Source organism: Saccharothrix sp. 6-C, assembly GCF_016695385.1.
In the GTDB taxonomy this organism is placed as follows: Bacteria; Actinomycetota; Actinomycetes; order Mycobacteriales; family Pseudonocardiaceae; genus Actinosynnema; species Actinosynnema texasense.
In genome coordinates, this window is the sequence record NZ_CP064192.1 from 3,784,007 (window position 1) to 3,808,558 (window position 24,552).

Here is a 24,552-nt window from a genome sequence, read left to right on the forward strand (position 1 = left end):
AGCCCCTAGGGTGGCGTGGTGACCGAGAAGCTGACGACCCGCGCGTTGAACCGGGCCACCCTGCACCGCCAGTTCCTGCTCGACCGGGTGGACCGCAGCGCCTGCGACGTGGTGGAGCACCTGGTCGGGATGCAGGCCCAGGAGCCGTTCTCGCCCTACTACGGCCTGTGGTCGCGGATCGGGTCGTTCCAGGCCGACGAGCTGGGATCACTGCTGCTGGACCGCCGCGTGGTCCGGGCGTCGCTGCACCGCGCCACGATCCACCTGGTCACCGCGGCCGACCACGCCCGGTTCGAACCGCTGATGCGGCCGTTCCTGCACCGCCGGTTCGCGTCCTCGCCGTTCGGTTTCGTGACGGACGGCCTCGACGTCGACGAGTTCACCGCGGCCGTCACCGCCCTGCTGGAGGAGAAGCCCCGCACCCGACGCGAGATCAGCGACCTGCTCGGCTCGCGGTGGCCCGACCGCGACGCCACCGCGCTGGGGTACGCGGGCAGCTTCCTCGTGCCGTCCGTGCAGGTGCCGCCCCGCGCCGTCTGGGGCAGGTCGGGCGCGGCGGCCTGGACCACCGCCGCCCACTGGCTCGGACCGGTCGGCCCCGCCGCGACGATCGAGGAGTTCGTGCGCCGCTACCTGGCCGCGTTCGGCCCCGCGTCGGTCAAGGACGTGCAGACCTGGGCGGGCATGAGCCGGCTCAAGCCCGTGGTGGAGGCGATGGACCTGCGCGTCTTCACCGACGAGCGCGGCCGGACCCTGTACGACCTGCCGGACGCCCCGCGACCCGACCCCGACACGCCCGCCCCGGCGCGGTTCCTGCCCGAGTTCGACAACGTGCTGCTCGGCCACGACGACCGCACCCGCGTCATCTCCGACGAGGACTACCGGCGCGGGATCATCATCGGCGGCAAGCCGACGCTGCTGGTGGACGGCTTCGTCCACGGCACCTGGAAGATCGCCCGCGACGGGCTGGACGTCGAGGTCTTCCGGCCGCTGACCCGCGCGCAGCAGGCCGACGTGCGGGCCGAAGGCGCCCGGTTGCTGGCGTTCGCGGGCGTGGTGGGGGACGTCCGCTTCTAGATTTGGACGATCGTCTAGTACGATCGTCCAATGACGGTTCGGGAACGGCTGCTGCGCGCGGCCGCGGAACTCATCGCCGAGAAGGGCTGGGGCGCGGTCAGCACGCGCATGCTCGCCGACCGCGCCGGCGTCGGGTCCGGCGTCGTGCACTACCACTTCGACTCCACCCAGGCCGTGCTCGTGCAGGCCGCCGTCGGCGCGCTGCGATCCGCCGTGGACGGCCTCACCACGGTGCTGGACCGGGCTTCGACGCCGACGGACGCGCTGACGCTGCTGCTGGCCGCGCTGGACGAGCACGGCGGGCAGGAGCTGTTCACCGAGACGTTCCTCGCCGCCACCCGCAACGACGAGCTGCGACAGGCCGTGGGCGACGTGCTCGTCGAGTTCCGCCGCACCCTCGCCACCTGGCTGGAGTCCCACGACGTGCCCACCCCGGCGCAGACAGCCGCGGTGCTGGCGGCGGCCGTCGACGGCGTGCTGCTGCACCGCGCCCTGTCACCCGACCTGCCGGCGGACGTCGTCGTGCCCGTCCTGGGACGGGTGCTGCGGTGAAGGTGCTGGTCAGCGGGGCGGGGATCGCCGGACTGGCCCTCGCGCACCGGTTGGGGACGCTCGGGCACCAGGTTGTCGTGCTGGAACAGGCCGACGGGCCGCGCACGTCCGGCTACATGATCGACTTCTTCGGGCCGGGCTACGACGCGGCCGAGCGGATGGGCGTGCTGCCGCGCCTGCTGGACCTGGGCTACCGGGTGGCGGAAGCCGCGTACGTCGACGCGCGCGGACGCCGGGTGGCGGGGCTGCGGTTCGACCGGATGGCCCGGGCGGTGAACGGGCGGCTGGTGAGCATCATGCGCCCGGACCTCGAACGCGCGTTCCGCGAAGACCTGCCCGCCGGGGTGACGCTGCGGTTCGGCGCCCGCGTCGTCGCGGTCCAGGACGGCCCGACCCGGGTCGACGTGCGGTTGGCCGACGGGTCCACGGTGTCGGGTGACCTGCTCGTCGGCGCGGACGGCGTGCACTCGGCGGTGCGCCGGCTCGTGTTCGGCGACGGCCACATCCGGTACCTGGGTTTCCACACGGCGGCGTTCACCTTCGACGACCCGGAGGTCCACGCGCTGGTCGCCGACCGGTTCTGCGTCACCGACACCGTGAGTCGCCAGGTCGGGTTCTACGGGCTGCGTGACGGGCGGGTGGCGGCGTTCACCGTGCACCGGACCCCGTCACCGGACCTGCCCGCCGACCCGCGCGCGGAAGTCGTCCGGGCCTACGGGTCGCTGGGGTGGGTCGTGCCGCGGGCGTTGGCGCGCTGCCCCGAGGAGATCTACTACGACCAGGTCGCGCAGGTGCAGCTGCCGAAGTGGTCCTCCGGCCGCGTCGTGCTGGTCGGGGACGCGTGCGGCGCGGTGTCGCTGCTGGCCGGGCAAGGCGCGTCGCTCGGCATCGGCGGCGCGTGGGTGCTGGCCGAGCACCTCCACGACCCGACCGCCTACGAGCACACGTGGCGGCCGGTCGTGGAGGCGAAGCAGCAGGTGGCGCGGTCGGGTGCGCGCTGGTTCCTGCCCGCGTCACCGTGGCGGCTGCGGGCGCGGCGGGTGGCGATGAGGTTGTCGGGCCTGCCCGGCGTCGACCGCGTGGTGGCCACGAGCCTGGTGGGCAAACCCGTCACCCTCGACTGACCCCGGCGCCGCCCTACGATCACGGCATGACCGACACCCCGAGGACCGGCCCTGAGGTGCCACTCACCAGTGGTCGGTCGGGGGCCGCGGCGAAGGGCGTCGGCGCGGTGACCGCCCTGTCCGTGGCCGGTCTCGTCGTCTACGGGGTCGTGGTGAGCGGCTCGTGGTGGCTGTCGGTGATCATCGGTGTGTGCGGTGCGGTGGCGGTTCTCGTCGTGGCGGGCATGACCGTCGCCATTACCCAGGACGCCGAGAAGACCGCCGCGCTGGAAGCCGCGGGGACGCGTGTCGAAGCGGACGTCGTCGCGGCCGAACGGGTCGAGGGCGCGGACGAGGTGGTCTACGAGATCGTGCTGCGCATCCCGGTGCCCGACGGCGTCACCTTCGGCGTCGAGCACCGGTGCACCCACTACGCCTGTGCCGCCGCCACCCGGCGGTCCGCGACCACCCGACCGGTGATCGTCGACCCGACGACCCGCGCCTGGGCCGTCATCCACTGACCTCGGGACGCCGCGGGCTCGCTGCCCGCACCGCGTCCAGCTCCGCTTGCAGCCGGTCGAGCTGGCTTTCCGCGCGTTCGGCGCGGACCTGGGTCTGGGCGCGGGCCTGCTCCAGGGCGTCGAGGCGTTCGCGGGCGGCGCGTTCGACCTGGTCGAGCTGGGCGCGGTGGGTGTCCCGCTGGTCGGTCAGCTCGGCTCGGGCACGGTCGAGTTCGGCACGGGCGTCCTGGGCGGACTGCTCGGCGCGTTCGGCCTTGACCCGTGCCTCGTGCGCGGCGTCGGCTTCGGCGCGGACGGCGGCCTGTGCCTGCTCGACGCTCGACTTGGCCTCGGCGACGGCCTGCTCGACCCAGGCGCGTGCTTCGGCCTGCGCGCGGTCGACCTGCGCCTGCGCGTCCTGCCGGGTCTGGTCGACCTGGGCCTGGGCGTCCGCGCGGACCTGTTCGACCTCGCGCACGGCCTGCCGCCGGGCTTGTTCGGCGTGGGCGACGGCATCGGCCTTCGCCTGCTCCACCTGGGCTTGCGCCTCGCGCCGGATCTCGTCCGCGGCCGCCGCGGCCTCCACCCGGATGGCGGCGATCTCGTCCTCGGCGCGTGCGACGGCGGCATCGGCCTCGGCCCGTGCGGCGTCACGCTGTTCGTAGGCGGAGGCGGCGTCGAGCTCGGCCTGTTCGGCGGCGCGCACCGCGTCCTCGGTCGTCGCCTCGGCGACCTGCCGCGCCTGCTCGGCGTCACGTCGCCGCCGTTCCGCCTTCGCGACCGCCGCCTCCGCCTCGGCGACCCGCCGCGCCGCCTCGGCCTCGACCGCCTGCACCTGGCTCTCGGCCACGCTCGGGTCGGCGATCGCGGACAGCTCCGCCACAGCTCCGGTCATCGTGGTCGACAGCTGTTCCGCCAACACCCGGAACCGCTCCAACAACTCTTCAGCCCTGATCTTGCCCGCAGTGATCCCCTGCGGGCCTTTCGTCACGGTGACGACCTCCTGCTCTCCCTCCGCCGCCTGCGCCAACCGCTGCCGCTCCCGCCATGCCCGCCACCGGGTGTGTTCCGCCAGGTCGCAGTACTCAGCCGGCCGTCCCGGCCCGCCACCTCGAATCACCGCCCGCGTGCAGCCGGGGTAGTTGCAGGTCAACGCGGAGGTCTCACTCGTCGTCACGGCAATATCGTAGCATAATACCGTTGAATCAAACGTTATTGGGCACAACGCAACGCTATGAACCGGTTTCATACTGGCTTCCGATAAGTGAACCTTATCGGAAGCCAGATATCTCAGATGTTGCTGGCGAGCTTTGTGAGTGACGCCTGGTCGAACGGGGTCTGCTGCACGGATTGGTGACATCTGAGTTGGCTTGCCGCGATGGTGAGCTGGGAGGATGTCGCTGTGCCCAAGCCCTACCCTCGGGAGTTCCGCGACGATGTCGTGCGGGTCGCCCGTGACCGTGAGCCCGGCGTGACCGTCGAGCAGATCGCCAAGGACTTCGGGGTCCATCCAATGACCTGTTCAAGTGGCTGCGCCAGGCCGACACCGGTGAGGGCGTCAAACCCGGTGTGAGCAGGAACGACACGGCTGAGCTGCGCGAGGCGCGTATGCGGGTCAAGTTGCTGGAGCAGGAGAACGAGGTCCTGCGTCGGGCGACCGCGTATCTGTCGCAGGCGGACCTGCCGGGAAAGGCTCTACCCGCTCGTGAGCGAGCTCGCCGCCGACGGGATTCCCGTCTCAATGAGGTGCCGGGTACTCGAAATCGCTCGACAGCCGTACTACCGGTGGCGTGCCCGGCCGGTCACCGGGACGGAACTCGATCAGGCGTATCGGGCGAACGCGTTGTTCGACGCGCATCGCGACGACCCGGAGTTCGGTTACCGGTTCCTGGTTGACGAGGCGCGCGACGCCGGCGTGTCGATGGCGGATCGGACCGCGTGGCGGATCTGCTCGTCCACGGGCTGGTGGAGTGCCTTCGGCAAGAAACGCGGTCCCAACGGGAAGAAGGCCGGTCCGCCGATCCACGACGACCTCGTCCGCCGCGACTTCACCGCCACCGCACCGAACCGGCTGTGGCCGGCCGACATCACCGAACACCGCACCACCGAAGGAAAGCTGTACCTGTGCGCGGTCAAGGAAGTCCGCTCCAACCGGATCGTGGGCTACTCCATCGACTCCCGGATGAAGTCCCGCCTCGCCGTCACCGCGCTCACCAACGCCGTCGCCCGCCGCGATGAGGCCGCCGGTTGCGTGGTGCACACCGACCACGGATCGCAATTTCGATCAAGGAAATTCGTCCGTGCGCTCGCACGCCACGGGCTGGCCGGCTCGATGGGCAGGGTCGGCGCCGCGGGAGACAACGCCGCCATGGAGAGCTTCTTCGCGTTGCTGCAGAACAACGTTCTCGGCCGGCGTACCTGGCACACCCGCGACGAGTTCCGGATCGTCATCGTCACCTGGATTGAACGCACCTACCACCGCCGCAGACGCCAAGCCGCTCTCGGCAGCTTGACCCCCATCGAAGACGAAGCAATCATGACCACGTCAGCCAGTCCGGTAGTTGTCAATTCAGATGAGACAGGTTGTGTTTACGGGGTCGGTTGCGGTTGCTCGACAGGCTGGTTGATCCAGGCTGTCTCGGGCAGTCGGGGTGGTCGGGGTCGGTGTGCGAAGCGTTGTGGGTGTCGGGTGTGGGCGCGGTCGAGAGTGGCCTGGCGTTGGTCGCGGATCTGTTCTGCGGTTCCGAAGTGGACGGACGCGGGGGTGTGCATGCCGATGCCGGAGTGACGGTGTTCGTGGTTGTAGGCGAGGAAGAACTCCTCGCAGAACGCGCGGGCGTCGGCCAGGGAGCCGAACCGTTCGGGGAAGTCGGGCACGTACTTCATCGTCTTGAACTGGGCTTCGGAATAGGGGTTGTCGTTCGAGACGCGGGGACGGGAATGCGAGCGGAGCACGCCGAGGTCGACCAGGAGCGCGGAGACCGGTTTGGAGACCATGGCGCCGCCGCGGTCGGCGTGGACCGTGTGTGGCGCGGTGCCGTTGCGGGCGACGGCGTCGGCGAGGAAGTCCCTGGCCACGACCGCGTCCTCCGCGGCGGCGACCAGCCACCCGGTGACGTACCGGGAGAAGATGTCCAGCACGACGTAACAGCGGTACCAGATGCCTTTCACCGGCCCTTTCAACGCGGTGATGTCCCACGACCACACCTGGCTCGGACCACGGGCGAGCAGTTCCGGGCGTGTCCGGGGCGGGTGGGTGGCGGTGCGGCGGCGTTCGCGGACCTGCCCGGCGGCGCGGGCGATCCGGTACATCGTGGAGATCGAGCACCGGTAACGGCCCTCGTCCAACTCGCGTGCCCACACCTGCGGGATCGCCAGGTCCCGGTAGACAGGGCTGGTCAACACCTCCAACACCTCGGTGCGTTCGGCTGCGTCCAGGGCGTGCGGCGGCGGACGACGTCGCGGCCGGGGGCCGGACGGCGGGCCCGTCATCCCGGCGTGGCGGTAGTGCGTGGCCCGGGACCTGCCGGTCAGCGCGCACGACGTGGTTACCGGGACGTCGGCGGCGCGCAGCTCGGCGAACGCGGCCGCCGTCACGTCCTGGGCGGCCTGCCCTCGTCCGTGCTCACGGAGAGTTCCCGCAAGAGCGCGTGAGCTTTTCCCATGATGTCCAGCGCCATCCGGGTCCTGACCAGGTCGGAGGCCAACTTCTCGTTCTGCCGGCGCAGCTTCTCCAGCTCGACCTGCTCGGCCGACCTGCGCGCCGGTGTCGCCGAGGCCGTCGATTCCGCCGCCGCACCGCCCAACCGGCCCGCGTCTCGAGCCCGGGTCCACTCGATGACGTGCGAGGAGTACAGGCCCTCGCGGCGCAGGATCGCGCCCTTCTCCCCGTTCGGGGCATTCTCGTACTCCGCGACCAAAGCGAGCTTGTACTCGGTGGTGAACGTCCGCCGGGACGGACGCGCGGCCGGATCGGTGGGTGTCGCGCCGGAGGAACGCCGGGACTGCTTGTCGGATGGGGTGGACACGAGCACAAGAATCTCCGATCCCGCCCTTGATCACGAACCTCGATCACACGAGGTGTCTCGCACCAGTCTGACCAAGAGGGGTCAGGCTGCGTGACTGCCACTGTCACCTACTCGTCCAGCAGACCCAACTGTCAGGCCTTGAGCTGGGCATATGCAGCGACATGTCACGGCCCGGCCGCACGTTGACTTCCAACAGTGAACGTGACTATGCCTCCACTGTCCGACGCCACCGATCGAACGCCGTATCTGGTTGTCCGCCGGCAACTGGACATCGTCCACGCGCTCGCATCGTTGAGACACCGGACGCGCGGAGATCTGCGTGGCCTTGCCCGCGAGATCTTCTGAGGCCATACCCGAGTCCTCCACGGGGCGATCACCGCTGTCGAGATCATGGAGAAGGCGATTTCGGACGCGGTCGGCATCGACAAGGTCGTTACGGCAACCTGATAGGACACGTGCGGAAGTCCGACGTTGACCGTCGGCGGATGCGGAGGTGTCGGTGTTCCCCGGCTCGTTCGACTTGCATGAGCTGACATCGGAAACACCCGGTCACCGTCGTATACTCAGGCGGCACGGGCCGGTGCGCGCGCACGCTCTTCGGGCGTGGTGTGTCCGACTGTTGCGTCGAACGCACCGACGGTCCGGGGGAGCCTCATGGGCCACAACGTGGACGAGCACGTGCGACTGGCCGGCGACGACCCGGTCTACCGGCGCGTGACCGTGGAGCAGGTCGCGCGGTTCACCGCGGTGCTCGCCCCGGTGCCAGCCCGACGACCCCGGCCGTCGAACACCAGCAGCGAGCTCACCGGAGCAGTTCGGTCCTCACAGGGATGACACCGGCACCAGCTGTTGGCGACCTGGTTAGGGAGACTGGTGTTGGGACCAGGTTGTCGTGTCCGGCTGTTGTCCGGTTGGGTAACCGGACAACAGCTACTGGCTCAGTGCCACCCGTGCCAGGTGATGGCTCGCGTGGCACGGGTGGCACTGAGCCAAGGCAGGTCCCGCGCCAACGGCGACCCGCCAACTCGCTCTCGTGTCCGGGCCACGGACGAACGGAGTCGAGGTGAAGACTGCGGCCCATAGGACCCACTGCCTCGCGTTCAACGATAGGCGGAGCGAACCGAGGCTGCCAGCGCGCCCAGGACGAAACACATGCCCAGAAAGTTTGTCCTGGACGAAAACCGCGTCCTGACCTGCGGCCCAGTCACAGCGATCTGCTGTCCAGATCGTCCTCTGGACGTCCGTGAAAGCTCACTTCCGTGCGTTTGCCGCCTGTTCCAGCCATCATGGTGTCGTAGAAACACCACATCCGCGAGCTGCTTCCCAGGTACCGGATCGGCGCCAACCGGCCGGTACCCGTGAGCCCGTCGGAGGTGGACGTGTCCGGGCCACAGCACGTCGAGAACGGGTGAGGATCATGATCATCGCTTTCACTCCCGCGAACAGCGGATCGTTTTCATGCTTACCGCTGCCCGCGGTGTTCGTCCGGGCAGCGGTGCTGGTAGTCGTCTACGTCTTCGTCCTGGTCCTGTTGCGCTGGGGATACGACACCAACATCACGCTGATGCTCGTGTCGGTGCTGAGTCTGGTCGCGGTGAGAACCGGCCACAGCCTGCTCAGTCCTCCTCGCACCAGGCCGTCGATCAGCCTCTCCCGCTGACCGGGCCCCCGCATGGCCAGCCAGCCCATGCCCCGGGAAGGCATCGCCGCGCGTTTGTCGCCTGGGCGCCCTGCGGCGCCCAGGCCGTCGCGCCCGGCTCCGACCGCGTCCGCACGCCGCAGTCCGTCACGCCGCCGAGCAGGCCAGCCTGCGGACGGCAACCCCACCCCCCAAGACTTCGTGCTGGGCGGCTGGCAACCGCTGTCGCGCGCGATGTCCACGGCGATGACCGCCGCCACCCTGTCCGAGCTCGCCAAGGCACTGGACGAGTTGCGTCGCGAAAGAGGGCTGTCCTACGCCCGGCTGGGGCGCAAGGCCCAGGGTGTCCCAGGCATCTCCCGCACCAGCGCGCACGCCGTCATCACAGGAAGGCGTGATCTCGATCTGGTGCTGCTACGCGGCTTCCTGGTCGTGTGCGACGTTTCCTCCGAGGAACGCCTGCGCTGGCTCGGCGCGTTCGACCGGCTCACACGAGCTGCGGCTGCCGAGCCCGAAATCCTGATTCCGGCGACCCTGTCCGCTGCCCCGGTCATGCCGCGTGATCCCGCCCCTGCCGCGCCCACCTACGTCGACCCGCAACCGCCGCACCACCACACCGCGTGGCCGACCCTGGAAGACGTGCGCCGAGCCTATCCCCGCAGACCCAAGCCCATCCCTGATCATGTGCACAGGCACCTGCCGTGGCTGCTGGTCCCGGCGGTCGGGGCACCACTGTGCGCCATCCTCATGACGCGCCACGCGATCCCCGTCCCCACCATCCTCGGGTTCCTCGTCATGGCCACGGTCGGACTGGCGCTGTGGACCATCCACCTGCCCGGCGTCGACGCCGGGCGGCGCCTCGAAAAGCCCTTCGTCCGGAAGATCAAGCTCGTGGACGACAGCGAAGCATTCAGGGTGGACAGGCTGGCCGCTCCCCCGGTCATCGGGTTGTAGCCATGGCAAACAACCGTGCTGAACCTCGCCGCGAACGGCCCGACGCGGACCGTGCTGCTCAGGGCGTGGGCGACCTGAGAACTCCGCGTGACTTCCTGACGCTGCTCGACGCCATGCGCAAGAGCAGGAAGTTGTCCTACCGGCAGATCAGCCAACGGGCGGGCAAGGGCATGGCAAGCAGCACCGCACAGGCCATGGTCGTCGGAGACGCCCTGCCCCCACTGCACAAACTCGAACTCTTCCTCGTCGGTTGCAACGTTCCTCCCGAGGAGCGCCGACGATGGATCCACACCTGGCACCGGATCAACCAGAGCACCCCGGAGGCATCCGGCACCGCCCCCGACGCCCTCCCGACGCCTGACACCACGCCGCAGACCACCGGTCGGGACGTCCTCCCGGCGCGTCCGTCCCAGCCCGTCACCCCGCCCGTCCCTCGCGCAGCCGCCCCTGTCCCACCGCTACAGCGTCAACGCAGCCGGAGCGCCGGCATGCGGCGGCTTCGGTTCACTCTTCTGGCGCTCACGGCGTTCACCACTGCGGTGGGTGTCCTGACCGCCAGTGCCATCCTGATGTGGCTGCACCACGTGCCAACCGAGATCATGTTCGCCGTTTACGGCCTGCTCACCGTCAGCGTCACCTCCTGGATGATGGTCGCGCAACGCCACCCCCCGGCCCCTGACCCCACGCGCGGCGACTAGCAGGACGAGCCGCGGGCGGTGCCTTCGGCGACGACCGATCGTCACGAATGGCCCGACTGTTGAGCCCCGGACACCCCTTGATCCGCCGCCCCGTCCACCGCAGCCACTCACCCTTCCCGACACCGCCCCGGCGGCGATGTCCAGCCGCGACACCCTGACGGAGACGAGCCATGTCCTCACCGCAGCCACCGCTGTTCACGCTCCGACTTGCCTTGATTCTCCTACTGGCGCTGGTGTGCGGAGGCATCGTCGGTCTGCTCGCCTGGTTGGCGGGGGACAACATTCCCGCCGCCATTCTCGCCGGGCTCACCGCCGTCGGGTTGTCGGCGATCGCCTTCCACAACCTGATCGAAGATCCCTCGAACGATCACGGCCGGGGCGCTCCCAGCTGACAAAGACGAGTGCAAGCCGCCGCCAACCAGCCCATTGGCAACGGTCACGCGGTGCCGCCGCAACCGACGGCACCGCGGGACGTGGCGCTCCAGCAAGGCGATGAGTTGATCGATCAGCCCGGACTGGACCGTCGGGTGGCCCGGACAAGGGTGAGGTGCAGCCCAGCATGGACGACACATCGTCAAGGCCCGGCCGTTCCCGCGGCGGCGCCCCTCCTTCACTCGACGAGCGGGCTCTGCGCAGCCGGTACGGGCAATCAGCGGTCGACCTGGTCCTACTGCTGGACCGCCTGGCCCGTGCGGGTGGATTCAGCAGGAACGATGCCGCCCAACACTGGGCCGCTCAGGACCCGGAGGGCGCGCGGCATCACGGGATCCTCAGGGTCTCCGACACTGGCGCACCGACAATCGAAAGACGCCGGTTGTCCGAGACGATGAAGATGGACAAGGGCCCTGTGCCCACAGGGCTCGTCGAGGCGTTCCACGAGCTGTGGGCACGGCAACGCCCGACCGCCGAGGTGCGGGCGGTCGCCGACCAGTTGACGCGGTTGTGCGACGAGGTGGTACAGGCGAGTCTGGCTGCCGTCGGGCCATCGACGGGACCTCGCAAGCCCCGCACCACCGCGAAGGCCGCCGAGGTCGCTCGGCTCAAGCAGGACCTCCTGGTCGCACAGCGGGAGCTGATCGAGGCGCAGAAGACCGATACCGAGCTCAGAGGTCTGTCCAGCGTCTTGTACGTCGCGTTGGTCGGCTTGCAGAGCTCCCACCAGCGGCTGCTCGAGGATCGGAACGAGGCGCTCGGGAAGGCAAAGGCCGACGGGAACGCGATCCACGACGTCCTCGAGGAGGCCCAGCACGAACTGCGGCGCACCCTCGAACGTGCACTCTCGGCCGAGCGGATGGTCCAGCAGCTGCAAGCGGACAACCACGTCCTGGTCGCCCACCTGGATGCCCTCCAGAACTACGTCGGCCTGTCCGATGCGAGGGTTGTCCGGCCCGGACAAGTCCAGGACAACCGGTTGACCTGGACTGTTGGCCACGAAGAAGTGGGCAACGCGTCGGACGTGGTACGTGACCCCACCGCGCCGCCATGGGTGAGGCAGAACCCGTCGGTCACCGTGTCCGGATCGCATCGGCATCGACTGCAGTCGGGTTGGCGCAAGACCATGACTGCGCTGACCGGGCTGGTGAGCTCGGGCGAGAGCGCGGCCGACGTGCGCCGGCGGGAGTTGATCGCACGTATCACGCGTCCGTCAGGCAGATGCCACAAGATCGTGGTGGTCGGGGTGGAGGACGGCGTCGGGGGAAGCACGGTCACCGCCTGCCTGGGCGCCGTGCTGGCACGCCTTCGCCACCGCCCTGCGGCCGACCGTTTTGACCGGGTCATTGCCGTGGACGCCAACTCCGACCGCGGCACGCCGGCACCGGAGGTTGTCCGCGAGACCACGGCGACAGTCCGAGACCTGTTGCGCGACGCGTCCCGGATCGCCCATCACAGCGAGATCCGCGCCTACACGTCCCGGTCGCGCAGCGGACTGGAGGTCCTCGCGTCCGAGAAGGGCCCGGTGATGGCCGAGGCGCTCAGCGAACAGGGCTACCTGCGCGCGGTGTCGCTGCTGGAGCGCTTCTACGACATCGTTCTCGTCGACTGCGGAACCGACCTGACGCACCCGGCCGCGAAGGGCATCCTGAGCCAGGCGGACTCGCTCGTGCTGGTGTCGTCAGGTTCGGTGGACGGCACCCAGACCCTGGCCGCCACGTTGGACTGGCTGGAGGCACACGGCTACCGCGACCTGGTCGCCAAGTCCACCACTGTGATCAACTCGGTGCGATCGGGTTCAGGCAGGATGGACCCGGAGAAGCTCGCCGCGTACTTCGTCCAACGCTGCCGCGCCGTCGTGCGGATCCCGTTCGACACGCATCTGGAGATGGTCGCGGAGACCGAGTTGGAAGAGTTGGGCTCGAAGACCCGGTTCGCCCTGCTGGAACTCGCCGCCACGGTGACCGACGACTTCTCCGACTTCGCCCCTCGCTCTCTTGCGGAGGAGCTTCCGACAGGACCGGTCGCGATCGTTCCGAGTGAGCCCGCGACTGGGCCGGTCGCAATCGTTCCAGTAGAGCCTCTTACCACGCCGATCATGATCGCCTCGGGATTGGCGCCGTACACGGGCACCACGATCCCGTGGACGGAAAAAATCAAAATGATCACAGTTCTCTACGGTGCGGGAAGGATGACGCATGCAGACTTCACAAGAGCGCGGAATTTGGCGCTCGAATCAGCCGCCTTCTCGCGGGCGGAGATCGAGAGGGAATTTCGTGCCCTGGTCAACCGGGCCGTCGGGATGACGCGGCGAACGATCTCGAAGCTGATTTTTCACCATCCGCAGTTCCCCACCCCGGACCAGGCTTCAGCGAGGATAGACACCGCCTGGGGCCTGGGGGCGCTGTCGGAGCAGGAGTATGTGAACAAGAAGTACTGGCTGTGGGAATTCGGGCAGCATAATCCTCCTCAAGTTCCACGTGCGGACGCCATTTATGTGCTGGATGCCCGGCTTGCATACGGAGAAATATCGCCCGAAGAATACGGCGGGCTGGTGGCCGCGGTGAAGCAGCGGGAAGACCTCTACCCTGATGGATACCCCGACAACCCCAGGAGATCATGGCCGCCTCCGAATTAGCCGGAGGTACGTGGTCGGCTCGACCTCGCCGTGGGCCGACGTGACGAGCGGTCGACTGCGCGTCACGGCCGGGACAATCGTGGCATGGACCTCTTCGAACGCTCGTGGTCGGCGTTGCGCGAGGCGGTGGCCGGGTTGGCGGACGAGGACTTCGCGCGGCCGTCGGGTTGTGCCGGTTGGCTCGTGCGGGACCTGGTGTGCCACCTGGTCATCGACGCGCAGGACGTGCTGATCACGTTGGCGACCCCGACGCGGGCGGAGGCGACGCGGGACGCGGTGACCTACTGGAACGTCACGTCGACGCCGCCGACCGGTGACGACCCGCTCGACGCGTTGACGGTCCGGTTGGCCGCCGCGTACGGGGAGCCGCGGTTGCTGGAGTTCCACCTCGACGACGTCGGGTCGGCGGCGGGCCGGGCCGCCGGACTCGCCGATCCGGCGGCGCGTGTCGGGACCCGTGGCGAGGTGCTCACCGTGGCCGACTACCTGTCCGCGTACGTCCTGGAGTGGACGTTGCACCACCTCGACCTGGTCGCGCATCTCCCCCGCGCGCCCCGGCCGCCCGCCGAGGGCCTGGCCCGGGCGCGCGGGCTGCTGGAGGAGATCGCGGGAGGGGCGTTCCCGGCGTCCTTCTCCGACGCGGACGCGTTGACGGTCGGCACCGGGCGGCGGGCCCCGACCGACGCGGAGCGGGCCGAGCTCGGCGAGTGGGCCGCGAGACTGCCGTTGGTTCTCGGTTGACGAGTGGGTTTCCGCTGGTGAGCGGACGGGGTAACCGGCGGATCACCTCGTGGGAAAGGATGTCCTCATGATCGTGCCTCTGGACTTGGCCGACGACGAGACGGTGCGGGCGGTGCACCGGATCGCGGCGCGGTCGTACGCGGTCGAGGCGGACCTGATCGGGAGCACCGCGATACCCGGGTTGCACGAGACGGTGGAGGACATCCGCAGCGCGCCGTTGCGGTGGCTCGGCGGGTACGTCGACAACGACATGGTGGCGTTCGTCGGCTACGCGAAGGTGGACGGTGTGCTGGACATCGACCGGTTGTGCGTGGAGCCGAGCCACTTCCGGCTGGGGTTCGCCAGACGCCTGGTGGAGCAGGTGCTGGCCGAGGGCGGGCCGGCGATCGTGTCGACGGGTGCGGCGAACGCACCCGCCATCGCGTTGTACGAGGGGCTGGGGTTCCGGTTGGTCGACACGGTGGTGGTGGAAGGCGGGCTGCGGATCGCCCAGTTCGGGCACCCGGGGTTGATCTAGGACCGATCCTGTCCTACTCGGGTTCTAGCGTCGGTGTCGTGACCGAGATCCGAGAGTTCCGCATCGCCGTGCCGCAGACCGACCTGGACGACCTCGCCGACCGGCTCGCCCGAGCCCGCTGGGTGCGGCCGCTGCCCGGCACGGGGTGGCAGCGGGGTGTGCCGGTGGACTACCTGCGCGACCTGGCCGAGTACTGGCGCGGCGGGTTCGACTGGCGGGCGCAGGAGGCTCGGCTGAACGCGTTCCCCCAGTTCGTCACGGAGATCGACGGGCTGGACGTGCACTTCCTGCACGTCCGCGGCGACAACCCGGACGCGTTGCCGTTGCTGCTGGTGCACGGCTGGCCGAACACGTTCGTCGAGTTCGTGGACGCGCTGGCGCACCTGCGGGACTTCCACGTGGTGGTGCCGAGCATCCCGGGGTTCGGGTTCTCCGGGAAGCCGACCGGGCCGTTCGACGTCGCCCGCGCGGGCCGGGTGTTCGCCGGGCTGATGGCGCGGCTGGGGTACGGGCGGTACGGGGTGCAGGGAGGCGATCTCGGCGCCTACATCGCGCCGGAGGTGGCGAAGGCCGCGCCGGAGCACGTGGTCGGGGTGTTCGTGAACGGTGGTCTGGGGTTCCCGACCGAGGCGGACCTGCCGGAGCTGACCGACGAGGAGCGGGAGTTCTACTGGCAGATGCGGCAGTGGGCCGGCGCCGGGGTGGACCACCACGCGTTGCTGCGCGCCGCGCCGCAGACCTTCGCGGTGGGGTGGCACGATTCGCCGGTGGCGCTGCTGGCGTGGTTGATGCACAAGTTCCAGGAGTTCACCATCACGGTGGACTCGCCCGAGCAGGCCATCGACCGGGACCTGCTGCTGGTCAACGCCACGCTGTACTGGTTGACCGGCACGGCGGGGTCGTCGTCGTGGTTCATGTACGACAACGAGCGGTTCGCGTGGCCGCAAGGGCAGCGGCTGGTGCCGACGGGCGTCTACAGCGGTCCACCCGCGATCCGGCGGCTGGCCGAGCGGCACAACGACATCGTGCACTGGCCGCAGGCGAAGCCGGGCGGGCACTTCGTGGCGCTGGAGGTGCCCGGCCTGTTCGCGGACGAGCTGCGCGCGTTCTTCGGGAAGGTGCGGTGAACCGGGTGATCGGCCGGCGGTTGCGCCGGCACTCGTTGCTGGAGCCGTCGGCCGACCCGGTGGCGGTGGTGCGGGCGATGTGCGGCGCGCACGCGCAGGTGATGTCGGCGGCGGAGCTGTCGATCGGGGTCCGCACGGCGCTGACCCGGCAGCAGGTGCGGGACGCGTTGTGGGTGGACCGGACGTTGGTGAAGACGCGGGGGCCGCGTGGCACGGTGCACCTGCTGCCGACGGCCGACCTGCCGATGTGGACGGGGGCCTTGTCGGAGTTGCCGCACCGGCTGCGGCTGCTCACCGAGGAGCAGGCGGACCAGGTGGTGGCGGCGGTCGCGGACGCGTTGCGCGACGACGAGCTGACCGGTGACGAGCTGACCGAGGCGGTGGTGGCGCGCACCGGCGCGTGGGCGGGCGAGCGGGTGGTGGAGGCGTTCGGCGGGACGCCGTGGCCGCGGTGGGTGGAGGCGATGGGTGTGGCGTCGAACCGGGGCGCGATGTGCTTCGCGCCGAACAAGGGCCGGAAGGTGGCGTACACGAGCCCGCAGCGGTGGTTGCCGGGTTTCGCGCCGGCCGGGGACGGGGCGGTCGGGCTGCTGCACGCCTACCTGCGGTCCTACGGGCCGGCGACGCAGGCGCACTTCGCGAAGTGGCTGGCGGCGCCGAAGCGGTGGGTGGACGGGGTGTTCGAGCGGGCGGACCTGGAGCGGGTGGACGGCGGGTGGGTGGTGCGCGGCGACACGGAGTGGCCGGACGAGCCGCTGGCCGGGGTGCGGCTGCTCCCCTACTTCGACGCTTACGTGGTGGGCAGCCACCCGCGTGAGGTGGTGTTCCCGGGTCGGGCGTTCGAGCGGGCGTTGTCGGGCGGGCAGGCGGGGAACTTCCCGGTGCTGCTGGTGGACGGCGTGGTGGCCGGGGTGTGGCACCAGAAGCGGTCGGGTCGGCGGATCGTGGTCACGGTGGAGCCGTTCGCGGCGTTGTCCCCGGCGCACGCGGCCGGGTTGGACCGGGAGGTGGCGCGGGTCGGCGAGTTCCTGGAGGGGCGGCCGGAGCTGACCGTGGGCACGGTGTCGGTCGGCGGGCACGCCTGATCGGGTGTCGGGCGGGCCGCCTCCCCCGGCGTGCCCGCCCGACGCCCGTGCTCAGGCGGCGGCGCCGAACCACGTGGGCAGGTGGGCGACCAGGTCGTCCTGGTCTTCGCCGACCCACGCCACGTGGCCGTCCGGGCGCAGCAGCACGGCGGGCGCGTCGAGTTCCTCGCTGACCGCGACGACGTGGTCGACGCGGTCGGTCCAGCCCGCGGCGGAGAGCCGGCCGGTCTGGTCGAGCAGCAGGCCGCGGCCCGCGTGCGTCAGCTCGTAGAGGCGGCCGTGCTCGAGCCGCACGTCGCGCAGCCGCCGGCCGAGCAGGGGGTGGCCCTCGCCGAAGTCGTAGCGCAGGGCGGTGGCGGTGATCTTCTCGGTGAGGTGGCGGTTCACCTCGTCGAACTCCATCAGTTCGGCGATCAGCCGGCGCACCGCCCGCGCCCCCGGTTCGAGGGACATCAGCTGCATCTGCGCGCGCGTGGTGTCGAGCACGGCGGCGGCCACCGGGTGCCGTTCGGCGTGGTAGCTGTCCAGCAGGCCGTCCGGCGCCCAGCCGTCGACCTGGGCGGCGAGCTTCCAGCCCAGGTTGAACGCGTCCTGCACGCCGAGGTTGAGCCCTTGGCCGCCGACGGGCGGGTGGACGTGCGCCGCGTCGCCGGCCAGCAGGACCCGGCCGTCGCGGTAGCGCTCGGCCTGGCGGGTGGCGTCGCCGAAGCGGGAGAGCCACCGCGGCGAGTGCACGCCGAAGTCGGTGCCGGCGTGCGCCCTGAGCTGGTGCTCGAACTCTTCGAAGGTCGGTGGCGCGGTGCGGTCCTCGGTGACTCCTTCGGCGGGCACGATGACGCGGTGCAGGCCGTCCGCGAGGGGCATGAGGCCGAACCGGAGCTGGGTCTTGCGGACCTCGGCCACCACGGCGGCCACCGCCTCCGGTGCCGCGGCCACCTTCATCTCGCCGAGCAGCGTCTCGGTCCGGCTGGGCTCGCCGGGGAAGTCGACGCCGAGCAGCTCGCGCACCGTGCTGCGGCCTCCGTCGCAGCCGACGAGGTAGCGCGTGCGCAGCCGGGCGCCGTCGGCCAGGGTGGCGGTCACGCCGTCGTCGTCCTGGGCCAGTCCGACCAGTTCGGCGCCGCGGCGGATCTCGGCGCCGAGCCCGGTGGCGTGTTCGGCGAGCAGGCGGTCGGTGGTGGGCTGGGGGATGCCCAGGACGTACGGGTGGGCGGTGTCGAGCCGCGGTGACGGCTTGGGGATGCCGGCGAAGAAGCCGCCGACCGGGTGCCGCCGCCCGTGGGCGAGGAATCGTCCCAGCAGGCCGCGCTGGTCCATCACCTCGATGCTGCGGGCGTGCAGGCCGAGCGCGCGGACGACTTCGGTCGGTTCGGGCCGCTTGTCCAGCACGAGCACGCGCACGTCGTGCAGCCGCAGTTCGCCGGCCAGCATCAGGCCGGTCGGCCCGCCGCCGACGACGATCACGTCGATCATTCAACCCCCTGGTGGATCACGGTCGCTTCCGCCGGTCCTCGGTGTTCTCGCAGGTCCCGGCTTCGAGGGGAGAGTGTGCGGCAGGACCCGGGTCTTGTGGCAAGACCCCCGGTGCGCTATAAGTTGAGAGTGGCGGGGAGGGTGTTCACTCCTCGCCTTCGTCGTGCGCGGGGCCCGACGGGTCGTCATCGTTGGCCGGGCCAACAAGTCGGTAGACTGCGGTCGCATGGAGACCTCGGGCGCGCCCCAGCGGCTGCGCGGCACGACGACCTGGCTGCTCGGCCAGGCCACGACCCACGCGGCGCGGTTGGTGTCGGAGGCGTTGGGCGCGGTCGGCGCGCGGCGCTACCACTACTCGCTGCTGGCCGCGCTGGACGAGTTCGGGCCGGCCAGCCAGGCGGAGCTGGGGCGGCGGGGCGGGCTGGACCGCAGTGACGTGGTGGCCACCGTGAACGAGCTGGCGGACAAGGGCTTCGTGGAACGCCGGCCGGACCCGGTCGACAAGCGGCGCAACATCGTGACCGTCACCCCGTCGGGGGTGGCGCACCTGCGGCACCTGGACCGCGTGCTGGGGCAGGCCCAGGAGTCGCTGCTGGCGCCGTTGTCGGCAGCCGAGCGGGCGGAGCTGGTGCGGGTGCTGAACGTGGTCCTGGAGCACCAGGGTTGACGGGACGGCCGGGAGAACTCTCTGCGGTGTCCGGCTACGACATCCCCGACCCGGAGGTCCTGCGGCGGATCGTGAAGGACATCGAGGCGGTGGGTGCGATCCGGGGCGCGCGGATCCCGTACCGGCTCAGCGCAGGCGCCGGATCAGGTCCGCCACCTCCTGCGGGGTGAAGTCGAGGGACACGACGCCGATGGTCAGCTCGATGCTGCACCGCGTCGGGTCGGGCGAGGACTTGGGGCGGCGGGGCAGTTCGACGCCGCTCTCGGCGAGGATCCGTTCGGCCGCGGCGGCGACGACGTCCTTCGGCGCGGGGATGTGGACGTGGAACATCGGTGTCTGCGGCACGTGCGGGCGGGTGGTGGCGTAGCCGTCGGCGTTGATCGCGGCGGCTACGGCCACGGCGTGGTCGCGGAACTCGGCCATCCTGGGCAGCACCTCGTCCAGCCCCATCAGGCCGGTGAGGGCGGCCGGCCACGAGTCGGGGGTCGCGCCGCCGAGCCGGTGCCGCCACGCCGCCGCGGCGTCGACGGTCTCCCGGTCGCCCGCGAGGACCGCGCCGCGCACGCCTTCGAGGCCTTTGTAGAGGGAGACGTAGACGGTGTCGAACAGGTCGGCGATCTCGGCGAACGGCCGGTCGTAGTGGGGCTGCGCCTCCCACAGCCGGGCCCCGTCCAGGTGCGTGGCGGCGCCGCGTTCGCGGGCCCACGTCGTCTGCGCGACCAGCTCGTCCCAGGTGGGCAGGAGGCCGCCGAGGTCGCGTTGGGGCAGTTCGAGGAGCAGGGCGGCGATCGGTTCGCGGACACCGGCGAGGTCGGCCGACGTGATCAGCTCCTCCCGGTCCGCCACGGCGTGGTGGCGCAGGCCGTGCACCGCGCTGTAGCCCCCGTCCTCCCAGACGGCGAGGTGGCACTGGGGGTGGGCGGCGAACGTGCGGCGGCCGGTGCGCTCGGCGTGCACGCGCAGCGCGGTCTGCTGCGCCATCGTGCCGGTGGGGAAGAACAGGGCGGCGGGCTTGCCGAGCAGGTCGGCGATCCGGCGTTCGAGCTGCTCGGTCGGCTCGTCCGGGCGGAGACCGGGTCGGACGCGGTCGAGCAGGCGGCGCAGCACCGCGTGCGGGTCCTGGCGGAGCCGGGAGTGCTGGACCAGGGAGCGCCGGATCTCGGGTGTCATGGCGGGGATTCTGGGTGCTGCCGCCGGCGGTGTGCAACGACGGGTGCGCCGGTCACTTGACTGATTCGGGCGTCGGTGGGCCGCGCCTAGCGTCGACGGCATGGAACTGACCCGACCCGACGCCGACCTCGTCCTCCTCCACCCCGGCCACGTGCCGTTCGACCCCCGGCCGGCCGGGTTGCTGGACGCGCGGTGGCTGGAGCGGGTGGACGGTGGCGGCGCGGTGACCTATTCGCAGTGGTCGGGCGCGGTGGAGGCCGCGGACGGCGCGGTCGCCTACCGCCGGTACCGGTCCGGCGCCGAGGTCGGGGCCGACCGGGAGGTGGGGTGCGTGGTGCTGGTGTCGGTGCGGTTGGACCGGCCCGGGGTCGCCGAGGAGTGGGTCGACCTGGTGTTCGCCGCGTTGGCGGCCGAGGAGCGGCCGCACCCGGGCGGGATCTCGGCGCACTTCCACGTGAGCCTGGACGGGCTGCGGGTGCTGAACTACGCGGAGTGGACGTCGGCCGAGGCGCACGAGGAGGCGATGGCGGCCGGCGGCGGGTCGGTGGGCCGGTCGGCGGCGTGGCAGCGGGTGCACTCGTTCACCGGTCTCACCGGCAGCGATGTGAGGCGTTATCGGGTTCGTCGGTGATACTGGCGGCCATGGGGAAGACGTATGAACGGATCGACGGACGTCTGCGCGAGTTCATCGAGGCGCAGCCGGTGTTCTTCACGGCCACCGCGCCGCTGGCCGCCGACGGGCACGTGAACGTGTCGCCGAAGGGCCGCCGGGGCACGTGGCGGGTGCTCGACGAGCAGCGGGTGGCGTACCTGGACTTCGGCGGCAGCCACGCCGAGACCATCGCCCACCTGCGGGAGAACGGGCGGATCACGCTCATGTGGTGCGCGTTCGACGGTCCGCCGAACATCGTGCGCGTGCACGGCACGGGCGAGCCGGTGTTCCGGGACGACCCGAGGTTCGCCGAGCTGGTGGCCGGGTTCGGCGAGGCGGACGGGCCGTCGTTGCGCGCGGTCGTGGTGGTGACCGCGAAGCTGATCAGCGACACGTGCGGCTTCGCCGTGCCGCTGATGGACTACCGCGACGAGCGGACGCTGCACGAGGAGTACTTCGCCCGCAAGTCCGACGAGGAGTTCGCCGCGTACTGCGAGAAGAAGGACTTCGTCGGGACCAGCATGGACGGCCTGCCCGCCCTGCCGCTCCCCCTGCCGTCGCGGTAGGCCTCGGCAAGCCCGTCGCTCACCGGGCACGCGGACGTGTGGCACCGTCTGCGCGGTGACCAAGTACCTGTTCTTCTGGGGGCACGAGGCGCGGCCGGGCACGCCGGTCGGCAAGCAGTGCCTGAGCCAGTGGTGGGAGGCGCCGTTCACGGTCGACGGGCGCGTCTACCCGACAGCCGAGCACTTCATGATGTGGGGCAAGGCGCTGCTGTTCGACGACGAGGACACCGCGGCGCGGGTGCTGGCGGCGCGCACACCCGGTGAGGCGAAGGCGTTGGGCCGGCGGGTGCGCGGGTTCGTCGAGCAGGAGTGGGTGGCGCGCCGGCTGGACATCGTCGTGCGGGGCAACCTGGCGAAGTTCGGCGCGCACGACGACCTGCGCGGGTTCCTGCTGGGCACCGGCGACCGGGTGCTGGTGGAGGCCAGTCCGCTGGACCGGGTGTGGGGCATCGGGCTGGCCGCCGACGACGAGCGGGCGGCCGACCCGGCGTCCTGGTTGGGGCTGAACCTGCTGGGCGAGGCCCTGATGGAGGTGCGCGCACGGCTGCGCCCGGAGTGATCGCGTCACCCGATGAGCTCGAACCGGTGGGCCGGTAGCCGCGGGTTGGGCCCGTTCGCGTCCCGACAGGTGGATTTTCGATCTACGCTGTCCGAGCGGCGAGTGGCGCCGATCACCTCGGGAAGGGGGCGGTCGTGCTGGTCGAGGCTCGGCGGAACCGCGGCGCCCTGCGCCGGGTGACGGGTCTTGCCCGCAGCACGCCGGGCAGGTTGAGCCTGTGGGCCCTGCTGCTGGTGGTGACGAGCCTGCTGGTCGGCGCGGTGACCGCGACGTCGGTGCAGCGCCGGTCGACCGCGCTGGAGGCGTTGGCCGACGGCAGCGAGCCGTTGGCGTTCGCCGCCCAGGAGGTCTACCGGGCGATGGCGGACGCGGACGCCACGGCGTCGAGCGCGTTCCTGTCCGGCGGGGTGGAGTCGGCCGCACTGCGCGGCCGGTACGAGGCGGACGTGGCGAAGGCCGCGGCGGCGTTGTCGGCGGCGACCAGCGAGATCACCCGCTCCCCCGAGCTGACCGAGGCGCTGTCGACGTTGTCGGGGCAGCTGCCGGTGTACACGGGCCTGGTCGAGACGGCCCGCGCGCACAACCGGCAGGGCAACCCGGTGGGCGCGGCGTACCTGCGCGAGGCGTCGGCGTTGATGCAGACGCGACTGCTGCCCGCGGCGCGCGCGCTGTACGAGGTGGAGACCGGGACCGTGGTGCGCGACCTGGAGGACGCGGGGTCGCTGCCGTGGCTGGAGCTCCTGCTGGGCGTGCTCGCGCTGGTGGCGCTGGTGGCGGCGCAGCGGTACCTGACCCGCCGGACGAACCGGGTGCTCAACCCCGGGCTGCTGGTGGCGACCGCGTTGACCGCGATCTCGCTGCTGTGGGTGCTGGCGGCGAGCGTGCTGGTCGTCTACAACGCCTCGGCCAGCAAGAACGAGGCCACGCTGGTCGACCTGCTCGCGCGGGCCCGGATCGCGACGCTGACCGCGCGCGGCGACGAGACGTTGACGCTGGTGGCGCGCGGCAGCGGCGAGACCTACGAGGCGGAGTACGTCGAGGCAGACCGGGTGCTGGAGGACCTGCTGGGCCGGGCGCGGGTGGTGGACGGGACGCCGCCGGTGGTCGAGGCGGTGCGGCACCACGCGCGGTGGCAGCAGGCGCACCGCGAGGTCCGCGAGGCCGACGACGCCGGCGACTTCACCGCGGCGGTGGAGTTGGCGCTGGGTCAGGACGCGCAGGGCGCGGCCACGGCGTTCGACGCGTTGGACGCGGAGCTGGTGGAGGCGATCGGCGCGGCGCGCGCGGAGCTGACCGACGCGATCGGGCGGGCGCGGGCCGCGTTGGGCGGCGTGGTGCCCGCGGTGGTGGTGCTGGCGTTGCTGGCGGCGGCGGCCTCGGTGTCCGGGTTGTGGCAGCGGCTGAAGGAGTACCGATGAGACGGCTGCTCGCGGTGCTGGTCCTGGTGCTGGCGGCGTGCGCGCCGGTGCCCAGCGGCGCGCCGCCGATCGGCGGCGGTTCGCCCGTGCCGCCGCGTCCGGCGGAGGCGGAGGAGCTGACCGGGCCGCCCGCCACGGCGGCCGTGCCGCCGGCGTCGTGCGACCCGACGGCGAGCCTGCGCCCGACCGGGCCGCTGCCGCCGCCGGGGCAGGTGCCGGCCGGGTCGACCATGGCGGAGATCCAGGCGCGGGGGCGGCTGATCGCGGGCGTGGACCAGAACACCTACCTGATGGGGTTCCGCAACCCGGTCTCCGGCGAGCTGGAGGGGTTCGACGTCGACCTGGTGCGGGAGGTCGCGCGGGCGGTCTTCGGCGACCCGGGCGCGATCCAGTTCAAGGTGGTGACCTCCGAGCAGCGGGTGCCGGCGTTGGAGCGCGGCGAGGTCGACATCGTGGTGCGGACCATGACGGCGACCTGCGAGCGGTGGCAGAAGGTGAACTTCTCCACGGTGTACCTGCAGGCGGGGCAGCGGGTGCTGGTGCCGTCGAGCTCCGACGTCGCGGGCATCGAGTCGCTGGGCGGCAAGCGGGTGTGCGCGACGAAGGGGTCCAGCTCGCTGGCCAACGTGGCGGCCGCGGCGTCGAGGCCGGTGCCGGTGTCGGTGGCGCACTGGACGGACTGCCTGGTGATGCTGCAGCAGGGCCAAGTGGACGCGATCTCCACCGACGACACGATCCTGGCCGGGTTCGCCGCGCAGGACCCCTACACGAAGGTGGTGGGCCCGCAGTTCGCCGCCGAGCCGTACGGGATGGCGTTCCCGAAGGCGGACGAGGACTTCGTGCGGTTCGTCAACGCGCTGCTGGAGCGGCTGCGGGCGGACGGCACGTGGGCGCGGATCCACCAGCGCTGGCTCGGCGGTCCCCCGGCTCCGCCCGTCGCCGTGTACCGGGACTGA

General features: G+C 71.1%; 23 protein-coding genes and 2 pseudogenes. 21 read left to right on the forward strand and 4 right to left on the reverse strand.

What is annotated here, in order from left to right; genetic code table 11:
* The first annotated feature begins 18 nt into the window (after positions 1 to 18).
* Genes IOD16_RS16220 through IOD16_RS16235 form a run of 4 tightly spaced genes read left to right on the forward strand, consistent with a single transcriptional unit; the run spans position 19 to position 3,253 of the window.
* A complete protein-coding gene (locus IOD16_RS16220) occupies positions 19 to 1,077 on the forward strand; it encodes a winged helix DNA-binding domain-containing protein (protein WP_328809465.1) in 1,059 nt (352 codons plus the stop codon).
* A gap of 30 nt (positions 1,078 to 1,107) precedes the next feature.
* Complete coding sequence (locus IOD16_RS16225; protein WP_201440719.1) at positions 1,108 to 1,629, forward strand: TetR/AcrR family transcriptional regulator; 522 nt, start codon at positions 1,108 to 1,110, stop codon at positions 1,627 to 1,629.
* Entirely contained in the window at positions 1,626 to 2,753 is a 1,128-nt protein-coding gene (locus IOD16_RS16230; RefSeq protein WP_201440720.1) for an FAD-dependent monooxygenase, read from the forward strand. Before IOD16_RS16225 ends, IOD16_RS16230 begins: the two co-directional genes overlap by 4 nt.
* Before the next feature lie 26 nt (positions 2,754 to 2,779).
* Entirely contained in the window at positions 2,780 to 3,253 is a 474-nt protein-coding gene (locus IOD16_RS16235) for a hypothetical protein (RefSeq protein ID WP_201440721.1), read from the forward strand.
* Here the strand turns inward: IOD16_RS16235 and IOD16_RS16240 are convergent.
* On the reverse strand, positions 3,243 to 4,409 hold the full coding sequence (locus IOD16_RS16240) for a hypothetical protein (protein WP_201440722.1): 1,167 nt from the start codon (positions 4,407 to 4,409) through the stop codon (positions 3,243 to 3,245). The two genes, IOD16_RS16235 and IOD16_RS16240, sit on opposite strands and share 11 nt — an antisense overlap.
* Positions 4,410 to 4,634: 225 nt before the next feature.
* Between IOD16_RS16240 and IOD16_RS16245 the strand changes: the two are divergent.
* Positions 4,635 to 5,786, forward strand: a pseudogene (locus IOD16_RS16245) (IS3 family transposase); the annotation flags it as partial.
* Positions 5,787 to 5,821: 35 nt separating this feature from the next.
* Here the strand turns inward: IOD16_RS16245 and IOD16_RS16250 are convergent.
* A pseudogene (locus tag IOD16_RS16250) lies at positions 5,822 to 7,260 on the reverse strand (IS3 family transposase).
* A gap of 654 nt (positions 7,261 to 7,914) precedes the next feature.
* Here IOD16_RS16250 and IOD16_RS16260 point away from each other — a divergent pair.
* The 10 genes from IOD16_RS16260 (at position 7,915) to IOD16_RS16305 (ending at position 17,091) form a co-directional block, all read left to right on the forward strand.
* Complete coding sequence (locus IOD16_RS16260; RefSeq protein WP_201440723.1) at positions 7,915 to 8,094, forward strand: hypothetical protein; 180 nt, start codon at positions 7,915 to 7,917, stop codon at positions 8,092 to 8,094.
* Between the two features lie 583 nt (positions 8,095 to 8,677).
* A complete protein-coding gene (locus IOD16_RS16265) occupies positions 8,678 to 8,920 on the forward strand; it encodes a hypothetical protein (RefSeq protein WP_201440724.1) in 243 nt (80 codons plus the stop codon).
* Between the two features lie 180 nt (positions 8,921 to 9,100).
* Positions 9,101 to 9,853, forward strand: a complete 753-nt coding sequence (locus IOD16_RS16270) for a helix-turn-helix domain-containing protein (protein WP_201440725.1) — start codon at positions 9,101 to 9,103, stop codon at positions 9,851 to 9,853.
* Positions 9,854 to 9,855: 2 nt separating this feature from the next.
* Positions 9,856 to 10,551, forward strand: a complete 696-nt coding sequence (locus IOD16_RS16275; protein WP_201440726.1) for an XRE family transcriptional regulator — start codon at positions 9,856 to 9,858, stop codon at positions 10,549 to 10,551.
* Positions 10,552 to 10,721: 170 nt separating this feature from the next.
* A complete protein-coding gene (locus IOD16_RS16280) occupies positions 10,722 to 10,943 on the forward strand; it encodes a hypothetical protein (RefSeq protein WP_201440727.1) in 222 nt (73 codons plus the stop codon).
* A gap of 167 nt (positions 10,944 to 11,110) precedes the next feature.
* Positions 11,111 to 13,621: a MinD/ParA family ATP-binding protein gene (locus IOD16_RS16285; RefSeq protein ID WP_201440728.1), complete on the forward strand. Its 2,511-nt coding sequence runs from the start codon at positions 11,111 to 11,113 to the stop codon at positions 13,619 to 13,621.
* A gap of 84 nt (positions 13,622 to 13,705) precedes the next feature.
* The gene (locus IOD16_RS16290; protein ID WP_201440729.1) at positions 13,706 to 14,362 is read left to right on the forward strand and encodes a maleylpyruvate isomerase N-terminal domain-containing protein; all 657 of its coding nucleotides are present in this window, start codon (positions 13,706 to 13,708) and stop codon (positions 14,360 to 14,362) included.
* A 67-nt stretch (positions 14,363 to 14,429) separates the two neighbouring features.
* The gene (locus IOD16_RS16295; RefSeq protein WP_201440730.1) at positions 14,430 to 14,879 is read left to right on the forward strand and encodes a GNAT family N-acetyltransferase; all 450 of its coding nucleotides are present in this window, start codon (positions 14,430 to 14,432) and stop codon (positions 14,877 to 14,879) included.
* 38 nt (positions 14,880 to 14,917) lie between these two features.
* Positions 14,918 to 16,006 carry an epoxide hydrolase family protein gene (locus tag IOD16_RS16300; protein ID WP_201440731.1) on the forward strand — a complete coding sequence of 363 codons (1,089 nt, stop codon included), beginning with the start codon at positions 14,918 to 14,920 and terminating at the stop codon, positions 16,004 to 16,006.
* The gene (locus IOD16_RS16305) at positions 16,003 to 17,091 is read left to right on the forward strand and encodes a winged helix DNA-binding domain-containing protein (protein WP_236595026.1); all 1,089 of its coding nucleotides are present in this window, start codon (positions 16,003 to 16,005) and stop codon (positions 17,089 to 17,091) included. Before IOD16_RS16300 ends, IOD16_RS16305 begins: the two co-directional genes overlap by 4 nt.
* Before the next feature lie 51 nt (positions 17,092 to 17,142).
* Here the strand turns inward: IOD16_RS16305 and rox are convergent, their stop codons facing one another.
* The gene (gene rox, locus IOD16_RS16310; protein WP_201440732.1) at positions 17,143 to 18,564 is read right to left on the reverse strand and encodes a rifampin monooxygenase; all 1,422 of its coding nucleotides are present in this window, start codon (positions 18,562 to 18,564) and stop codon (positions 17,143 to 17,145) included.
* Positions 18,565 to 18,790: 226 nt separating this feature from the next.
* Here rox and IOD16_RS16315 point away from each other — a divergent pair, with 226 nt between their 5' ends.
* Positions 18,791 to 19,231: a MarR family winged helix-turn-helix transcriptional regulator gene (locus IOD16_RS16315; RefSeq protein ID WP_123741534.1), complete on the forward strand. Its 441-nt coding sequence runs from the start codon at positions 18,791 to 18,793 to the stop codon at positions 19,229 to 19,231.
* Positions 19,232 to 19,357: 126 nt separating this feature from the next.
* On the opposite strand, the gene IOD16_RS16320 is transcribed toward IOD16_RS16315, so the two are convergent.
* Positions 19,358 to 20,401 carry a threonine aldolase family protein gene (locus IOD16_RS16320; RefSeq protein WP_201440733.1) on the reverse strand — a complete coding sequence of 348 codons (1,044 nt, stop codon included), beginning with the start codon at positions 20,399 to 20,401 and terminating at the stop codon, positions 19,358 to 19,360.
* Positions 20,402 to 20,501: 100 nt separating this feature from the next.
* On the opposite strand from IOD16_RS16320, the gene IOD16_RS16325 reads away from it, so the two are divergent.
* The 5 genes from IOD16_RS16325 (at position 20,502) to IOD16_RS16345 (ending at position 24,552) form a co-directional block, all read left to right on the forward strand.
* On the forward strand, positions 20,502 to 21,032 hold the full coding sequence (locus tag IOD16_RS16325; RefSeq protein ID WP_201440734.1) for an antibiotic biosynthesis monooxygenase: 531 nt from the start codon (positions 20,502 to 20,504) through the stop codon (positions 21,030 to 21,032).
* A gap of 11 nt (positions 21,033 to 21,043) precedes the next feature.
* Positions 21,044 to 21,619 carry a pyridoxamine 5'-phosphate oxidase family protein gene (locus IOD16_RS16330; RefSeq protein WP_201440735.1) on the forward strand — a complete coding sequence of 192 codons (576 nt, stop codon included), beginning with the start codon at positions 21,044 to 21,046 and terminating at the stop codon, positions 21,617 to 21,619.
* 55 nt (positions 21,620 to 21,674) lie between these two features.
* On the forward strand, positions 21,675 to 22,178 hold the full coding sequence (locus IOD16_RS16335) for an NADAR family protein (protein ID WP_201440736.1): 504 nt from the start codon (positions 21,675 to 21,677) through the stop codon (positions 22,176 to 22,178).
* 134 nt (positions 22,179 to 22,312) lie between these two features.
* Positions 22,313 to 23,596 carry a hypothetical protein gene (locus IOD16_RS16340; protein WP_236595027.1) on the forward strand — a complete coding sequence of 428 codons (1,284 nt, stop codon included), beginning with the start codon at positions 22,313 to 22,315 and terminating at the stop codon, positions 23,594 to 23,596.
* Positions 23,593 to 24,552, forward strand: coding sequence for a glutamate ABC transporter substrate-binding protein (locus tag IOD16_RS16345; protein ID WP_201440737.1), 960 nt, complete (start codon positions 23,593 to 23,595; stop codon positions 24,550 to 24,552). The genes IOD16_RS16340 and IOD16_RS16345 overlap by 4 nt, the downstream gene beginning before the upstream one ends.

Coding starts and splice junctions, on each gene's coding strand:
- IOD16_RS16225 (WP_201440719.1), top strand. CDS start 1,108: ATGACGGTTCGGGAACGGCTGCTGCGCGCGGCCGCGGAACTCATCGCC.
- IOD16_RS16235 (WP_201440721.1), top strand. CDS start 2,780: ATGACCGACACCCCGAGGACCGGCCCTGAGGTGCCACTCACCAGTGGT.
- IOD16_RS16260 (WP_201440723.1), top strand. CDS start 7,915: ATGGGCCACAACGTGGACGAGCACGTGCGACTGGCCGGCGACGACCCG.
- IOD16_RS16265 (WP_201440724.1), top strand. CDS start 8,678: ATGATCATCGCTTTCACTCCCGCGAACAGCGGATCGTTTTCATGCTTA.
- IOD16_RS16275 (WP_201440726.1), top strand. CDS start 9,856: ATGGCAAACAACCGTGCTGAACCTCGCCGCGAACGGCCCGACGCGGAC.
- IOD16_RS16280 (WP_201440727.1), top strand. CDS start 10,722: ATGTCCTCACCGCAGCCACCGCTGTTCACGCTCCGACTTGCCTTGATT.
- IOD16_RS16285 (WP_201440728.1), top strand. CDS start 11,111: ATGGACGACACATCGTCAAGGCCCGGCCGTTCCCGCGGCGGCGCCCCT.
- IOD16_RS16290 (WP_201440729.1), top strand. CDS start 13,706: ATGGACCTCTTCGAACGCTCGTGGTCGGCGTTGCGCGAGGCGGTGGCC.
- IOD16_RS16295 (WP_201440730.1), top strand. CDS start 14,430: ATGATCGTGCCTCTGGACTTGGCCGACGACGAGACGGTGCGGGCGGTG.
- rox (WP_201440732.1), bottom strand. CDS start 18,564: ATGATCGACGTGATCGTCGTCGGCGGCGGGCCGACCGGCCTGATGCTG.
- IOD16_RS16315 (WP_123741534.1), top strand. CDS start 18,791: ATGGAGACCTCGGGCGCGCCCCAGCGGCTGCGCGGCACGACGACCTGG.
- IOD16_RS16320 (WP_201440733.1), bottom strand. CDS start 20,401: ATGACACCCGAGATCCGGCGCTCCCTGGTCCAGCACTCCCGGCTCCGC.
- IOD16_RS16325 (WP_201440734.1), top strand. CDS start 20,502: ATGGAACTGACCCGACCCGACGCCGACCTCGTCCTCCTCCACCCCGGC.
- IOD16_RS16330 (WP_201440735.1), top strand. CDS start 21,044: ATGGGGAAGACGTATGAACGGATCGACGGACGTCTGCGCGAGTTCATC.
- IOD16_RS16345 (WP_201440737.1), top strand. CDS start 23,593: ATGAGACGGCTGCTCGCGGTGCTGGTCCTGGTGCTGGCGGCGTGCGCG.